Source organism: Thioclava sp. NS-SX20 (genome assembly GCF_057380695.1).
The window spans coordinates 151,078-157,500 of sequence record NZ_JBXXRY010000002.1 but is presented as its reverse complement, the minus strand read 5'-3'; the positions used below and the strand labels follow the sequence as shown (position 1 = coordinate 157,500).

The 6,423-nt window shown below is 55.3% G+C and carries 4 protein-coding genes, 1 tRNA gene, 2 rRNA genes and 1 pseudogene (1 of these 8 only partly in view); 7 read left to right on the top strand and 1 reads right to left on the bottom strand.

Going from position 1 to position 6,423, the window contains the following annotated elements; genetic code table 11:
• The 5 genes from AC2ISB_RS14390 to AC2ISB_RS14370 all read left to right on the top strand — a co-directional run.
• Nucleotides 1–1,477: ribosomal RNA gene (locus AC2ISB_RS14390) — 23S ribosomal RNA — on the top strand; it begins 1,354 nt to the left of the window's first position.
• A 72-nt stretch (nt 1,478–1,549) separates the two neighbouring features.
• Nucleotides 1,550–1,664: ribosomal RNA gene (gene rrf / locus AC2ISB_RS14385) — 5S ribosomal RNA — on the top strand.
• 63 nt (nt 1,665–1,727) lie between these two features.
• Nucleotides 1,728–1,804 (top strand) — tRNA-Met (locus AC2ISB_RS14380).
• 118 nt (nt 1,805–1,922) lie between these two features.
• On the top strand, nt 1,923–2,144 hold the full coding sequence (locus AC2ISB_RS14375; RefSeq protein WP_486577005.1) for a hypothetical protein: 222 nt from the start codon (nt 1,923–1,925) through the stop codon (nt 2,142–2,144).
• 267 nt (nt 2,145–2,411) lie between these two features.
• Entirely contained in the window at nt 2,412–2,822 is a 411-nt protein-coding gene (locus AC2ISB_RS14370; RefSeq protein WP_486577004.1) for a hypothetical protein, read from the top strand.
• Between the two features lie 92 nt (nt 2,823–2,914).
• Here AC2ISB_RS14370 and AC2ISB_RS14365 read toward each other — a convergent pair.
• Nucleotides 2,915–3,919: pseudogene (locus tag AC2ISB_RS14365) on the bottom strand (type I restriction-modification system subunit M); the annotation flags it as partial.
• 249 nt (nt 3,920–4,168) lie between these two features.
• On the opposite strand from AC2ISB_RS14365, the gene AC2ISB_RS14360 reads away from it, so the two are divergent.
• The gene (locus tag AC2ISB_RS14360) at nt 4,169–4,411 is read left to right on the top strand and encodes a helix-turn-helix domain-containing protein (RefSeq protein WP_486577003.1); all 243 of its coding nucleotides are present in this window, start codon (nt 4,169–4,171) and stop codon (nt 4,409–4,411) included.
• 182 nt (nt 4,412–4,593) lie between these two features.
• Nucleotides 4,594–6,300, top strand: a complete 1,707-nt coding sequence (gene tnpC / locus AC2ISB_RS14355; RefSeq protein ID WP_486577002.1) for an IS66 family transposase — start codon at nt 4,594–4,596, stop codon at nt 6,298–6,300.
• The last annotated feature ends 123 nt before the right edge of the window (nt 6,301–6,423 follow it).

Here is a 6,423-nt window from a genome sequence, read left to right as displayed (position 1 = left end):
GTGAGAGACCCTGTCGCCGAAAGTCCAAGGGTTCCTGCTTAAAGCTAATCTGAGCAGGGTAAGCCGGCCCCTAAGGCGAGGCCGAAAGGCGTAGTCGATGGGAACCAGGTTAATATTCCTGGGCCGTGAGATGGTGACGGATCTGAACCGTTGTTCACACTTATCGGATTGTGTGGGCAGCCTACAGGTCCCTGGAAATAGCCTCTCTATAAGACCGTACCCGAAACCGACACAGGTGGACTGGTAGAGAATACCAAGGCGCTTGAGAGAACCACGTTTAAGGAACTCGGCAAAATGCCTCCGTAAGTTCGCGAGAAGGAGGCCCCATCGCTAGGCAACTAGTGGTGGGGGGCACAAACTAGGGGGTGGCGACTGTTTACTTAAAACACAGGGCTGTGCGAAGCCGTAAGGCGACGTATACAGTCTGACGCCTGCCCGGTGCCGGAAGGTTAAAAGGAGGGGTGCAAGCTCTGAATTGAAGCCCCGGTAAACGGCGGCCGTAACTATAACGGTCCTAAGGTAGCGAAATTCCTTGTCGGGTAAGTTCCGACCTGCACGAATGGCGTAACGATCTCCCCGCTGTCTCAAACGTGGACTCAGCGAAATTGAACTGTGTGTCAAGATGCACACTACCCGCGGTTAGACGGAAAGACCCCATGAACCTTTACTACAGCTTCACACTGGCATCAGGATTGTGATGTGCAGGATAGGTGGTAGCCTTTGAAACCAGAACGCCAGTTCCGGTGGAGGCATCCTTGAGATACCACCCTTCGCACTCTTGATGTCTAACCGCGGTCCGTTATCCGGATCCGGGACCCTGTGTGGCGGGTAGTTTGACTGGGGCGGTCGCCTCCCAAAGAGTAACGGAGGCGCGCGAAGGTGGGCTCAGACCGGTCGGAAATCGGTCGTTGAGTGCAATGGCAAAAGCCTGCCTGACTGCGAGACTGACAAGTCGAGCAGAGACGAAAGTCGGCCATAGTGATCCGGTGGTCCCAAGTGGGAGGGCCATCGCTCAACGGATAAAAGGTACTCTGGGGATAACAGGCTGATGGTGCCCAAGAGTCCATATCGACGGCACCGTTTGGCACCTCGATGTCGGCTCATCTCATCCTGGGGCTGGAGCAGGTCCCAAGGGTACGGCTGTTCGCCGTTTAAAGAGGTACGTGAGCTGGGTTTAGAACGTCGTGAGACAGTTCGGTCCCTATCTGCCGTGGGTGTAGGATACTTGAGAAGAGTTGCCCCTAGTACGAGAGGACCGGGGTGAACGGACCACTGGTGGACCAGTTATCGTGCCAACGGTAGTGCTGGGTAGCTATGTCCGGACAGGATAACCGCTGAAAGCATCTAAGCGGGAAGCCCCCTTCAAAACTAGGTATCCCTTGAGGGCCGTGGAAGACCACCACGTCGATAGGCTGGAGATGTAAGTGCAGCAATGCATTCAGTTGACCAGTACTAATTGCCCGATTGGCTTGATTTGATCCAGTAGTAGACAGACACTCCTACAGATCAAAATCATGCATACAACTTGACTTGCACGCTCTTTACTCGGTTTGGTGGTCATAGCGCTGGCTATACACCCGGTCCCATTCCGAACCCGGCCGTTAAGGGCCAACACGCCAATGGTACTGCGTCTTAAGACGTGGGAGAGTAGGTCACCGCCAAACCTAGCAAAGAGCGTCAATCATCTCTATATAACGATAACACCCCCCAAACGAGACAAACAATAACGCGGGATGGAGCAGCCCGGTAGCTCGTCAGGCTCATAACCTGAAGGTCGTAGGTTCAAATCCTACTCCCGCAACCAAGACTAATTATCTAGCAATATCAAAATCTTCCAGCCGTACGTCGCAAGACTGCGCGGACGTTTGCGTGCGTGCCTCCTCCTGAGCTGACGCAAGTTGAAGTAATCCGCCGAACGCTCCGTGCAAATCGATCGAAAGACCATCGCCAGACGCATCAGGCGTCAGCACGATCCGATCGATATCGATCGCTACATCGGTGAGGACAGCGAAGACCTGCGCGAACGTCTGGCGCGCGCACGCGAATTGGCGGATGAGCGCAAGGCCTCCGAGCGCGAGAGAGCCAGGCTGATGCGGCTTCTATTGTCCGCAACAAAATGGCGGCAAGGCAACACCCTATATTGACTTCAGCGCGACGGCTGTCTGAACCGTCCCGGGTTTGCCGGAGGCTCCAACTCCTGAGTAGGATGGAGCGTCATGTCCGCCTGTGTCACAGCCGGATGCTCTTCGTGCGTGCCTAGGTATTCCGTAAGCGTTGCATCTGAACCCTCCTAAAGGGGCTTTATTCCCTTTTGGGGGGACTTTTCGTAAGCGTTGCATTTGAACCCTTCTAAGGGGCAAATCTCTCCCCTCGTCACTCTGCTAGGATCCTCGAAACACGAGGTATCATGCATGAATGACTTTCCAAAGATTCGGAACCACTATGGCTTTGCGATCGAGTTGCATCCAGGAGGCCGTCGCGTTTGGCCGCCGAGCTTCAAAAGATTTATACGCGAGAAAATCGAAACAGGTCAACTGAGCGTCGAGGAAGTGCGAGAGGAATGCCGGGTTTCCAAATCCCTCGTGTACAAATGGCGCGATGATGTCGCGAAGGGGCGGGTTGCCGCTTCCGCGCCGGAAGACAACTCTGCCGAGCCGCTATTCTCGGAGATTTTGGTCCAGAATGACGAACCTCTACCGACAGGGGATGCGGCGCCCGAAAGCGTCATCACGCTCAGCGGAGAAGTCGTCAATCTGACGCTTCCGGCCAACTATCCTTTGAACGATCTGGTCATTCTTATCCAGACGCTGGAGCGCGGATAGATGTTTGCGCCTGCTGGAAACTTCAAAATCTATCTCGCCAGCCAGCCTGTCGACTTCCGGAAAGGAATGGATGGTCTCGCAGGGCTTATACAGGCGGAGAAGAGCACCCCGTCCGGCACGACCACCGCCGCACGGCCCCCGATGCGCAAGAGCCGCAGGAACAGCGCCATGAACAGCAGTTCGGTCTTCTTGGTTTTGACGATCTTCAGCAGATCCTTGGCCGTGGTCTCGTAATCGAGCGATCCGGCGAAGGGCGGGTTGGCGAGGATAAGGGAATAGTCGCCCGCATCCTCGCCATGCTCCTGCGCGAGGCTGTCGCGATAGGAGACATCGGCATTCTCGACACCGTGCAAGGTCATGTTCATCGCGCCGATCCGCAGCATGGTCGCGTCGAAATCGAAGCCGTGGAACATGTGGTTGTGGAAATGCTCGCGGCTGTCCTTGCTGCGCAGAATCTGGGGGTGATGGTCGCGCAGATATTCGCCCGCCGCGACAAGGAAGCCGCAGGTGCCCGCCGCCGGATCGCAGATCGTGTCACTGGGCTGCGGGGCCATGAGGTTGACCATCAGCTCGATGATATGGCGGGGAGTGCGGAACTGGCCGTTGGTGCCGGCGCTGGCGATCTTGCCCAGCATATATTCGTAGACATCGCCCTTGGTGTCGCGGTCGTCCATCGGGATGTCGTCAAGGAGCTGCACCACTTTGGCGAGGAGGTTGGCGTTGGAAAAACCCAGCCGCGCGTCCTTCATATGGGTGCCATAGGACGAGCCTTCCTCACCCAGCTGACGCAGGAAGGGGAAGACATGTTCGTCGACGATGCGCATCATCTCGCGGGCTTCGAAATGCTTGAAGCGGGACCAGCGGAGATTGTCATAGGGCTCGCCTTTGTCGTTTTTGCCCTCGGGGAAGATGCGGCGAGCCATCGGAAGGCCGAGGTCTTCGGCCTTGCGCTCTTCGACGGTGTGGAGATCGTCGAGCCGCTTGATGAACATCAGGAAGGTCAGTTGCTCGATCACGGAAAGCGGGTTCGAGACGCCTCCGGACCAGAATGCGTTCCAGATCTGATCGATCTGATTTTTGATTGTACCGGTAATCATTTAGGGGCCCGCCTTAGGTTTGGCGCGATGATAAACTGTGTAGAGATAGGCGCAACCGGCAACCTTTAGGGCAGTCGCCTAGTGGGTGATGAAAGCGGGAAATGCGGAATGGCCGAGTAGCATATGAGCGTTTTACTCTTGGCATAAGGTGTTGAAAAATATGAATTTTAAGCAATATTTATCCTTGACCGGCTGGATTCGACGCTACAGAATCGAGTGGAATGACCCAACATGTGAGGCAGAGGCTCCATGACCACGATCGCTGAACGAGAGTTTGTCAAATCCCAGCTGCGGATTGCCGGATCATCGATGGCGGCCGTCGGGCGTGAGCTTGGTCTGACGCGGAGCACCGTAGCCGGAGTGGTTGCCGGCACATGCAGGTCGGCGAGGGTCGAGCGAGCGGTTGCCGAGAAGATCGGCGTGCCGCGCGAGCAGCTTTGGCCAAGCAGGTTTATGGATACTGGAGATGACGATGCCCTAGATATCAGATGACAGGGCTCTGAAATAGGTTGAGGCCCCGGACTGCAATCCAAAGGGCCTCGAAAATCGCGCCGTGCGATACCTATACCATCCCCCCGCAGGTTCGAGAAGTCAAGCGTCGCGTTCGTCTGAACGCGCGGCTCGACTTATGCCGTTTGCGGCCAAGTTGCCGCCCGATCGGGATGTTTAAATCCATGGACGCAATACAAGAGGCCTGCGAGCTACTTGCGGGCCATCAGGACAGTTCTGTCCAAAAAGCTGCATCGGCCATATCCACTCATGATCTGGCGCGTGATCGCGAAATGGTCGTCCTTCAGGCGCGGCTCTCGACGGCGACTGCACAAATCAAGACTTTGCGCGCCGAAGTCAGGCGCCAGGCAGAGATCATTGAAAAGCTAAAGGCCATGAATTTTGGCCAAGCCTCTGAAAAAACACCCAAGCGGAAGCCAGATGAGTCCACTGGAGATCCGCCTCAGGCGCTTGCATCTGATGAACCGGAGGACGACGCCGAGGATAGTGCGAATGATGATGCTCCCCAAGAAAACTCGGAACTCAAAAAGGCTCGTGGCAAGCGCGGGCGTCAGAAGGTATTAGAACCTGCTCATCTTCGGCGGGAGACGATCGTCATTGAGCCTAAAGACGGGCCGCAGTGCGGGTGCAACTGGGGCGCTTCGTTGGCTGGGGAACAAAGGGTCGAGAGGCTCGCCTATAAGCCTGCAGAAGTATATGTAATTAAAGAAGTATATCCAAAATATTGCTGTCGAAAATGTAGCACGTTTTTTCAGGCGAAAGCGCCGGAGCGGGTGTTCGATTATTCCCGTTTCGACGACACGATGTCCCTTGCTGCCGTGATTTCGAAATTTGCGGATTTTCTGCCACATTATCGGCTGCAAGAAATATTTGGACGGAGCGGTTTGAAGATCAACCGATCCACGCTCTGGAGACTTGCCAAGCGGACGGGTGACGTTTTGCGGCCCCTGTACGAACTACTGATATCTGATCTACGGCAATCCGGAAAACTGTTCATGGATGAGACGAGGGCCCCTTTGCAGGCCCCAGGATTGGGAAAGACGAAAACTGCCTATATGTGGGCGATGACCCGCGATGACCGACGCTGGAAAGGCAATCGGCCTCCAGCAGTGGCGTTCCGGTTTGCCCAGACACGTGAGGGCATTCATGGCGAGAGTTTCCTCGGAAATTTCGCCGGAACGCTGCAAGTCGACGGCTACGCTGGATACAGGCGCCTAACCGCAGCGGACCGTGATGGTCGTCCAATAGTTCTTGCCTATTGCTGGGCACATGTCCGCCGCAAATTCTATGAGGCCTGGAAAAGCGGTAAATCGGAGAAGGCGTTCGAAATCGTGGAAACCATCGACGACTTGTTCGCAATCGAACGAGGTTTGAAAGGTCAGCCGCAGGTTGTGCGCCAAGCAGAGCGCGCCCGTCAAAGCGCCCCTATAGTCGATGCGCTATTCAAAGATCTCGAGGCTTTAAGCACTGAGATCATGATGAACTCGCTGCTGGGCGAGGCCATCAACTATGCCATGAAGCTGCGCGAAGGCCTGAAAGTATTCCTCGCCGATGGCCGTGTCGAAATAGACAATAATCCAGTGGAAAATGTTATTCGGCCTCTGGCGCTGATCCGGAAGAATTCTCTGTTCGCAGGCTCGCTGATTGGCGGTGAGATCTGGGCCATTCTGTCGAGCCTACTGGGAACCTGTAAGCTGAACGGTCTCGAACCTTATGCCTATCTGCAATGGGTGTTCGAAAAGCTTCGGGCCAAGACTCCATTGGCGGATTACCACAAGCTCTTACCTTGGAACTGTCCGCTTGAGCGATATACCGATGATGCAGAAGAACCCAAGTCTGAAGAGGCGGATGCGGATGCTGCTAACCCATAGATTTTGATTGCGTTATCGTTCTGACAGGGAAGATGAATAGCGACGGCTTCAGGCTGTCGCTTGGTCTCCAAATTCACGGATGAAAAATTTTGGGCACCAATGAAGCCGCGGTTGAAGACCGCC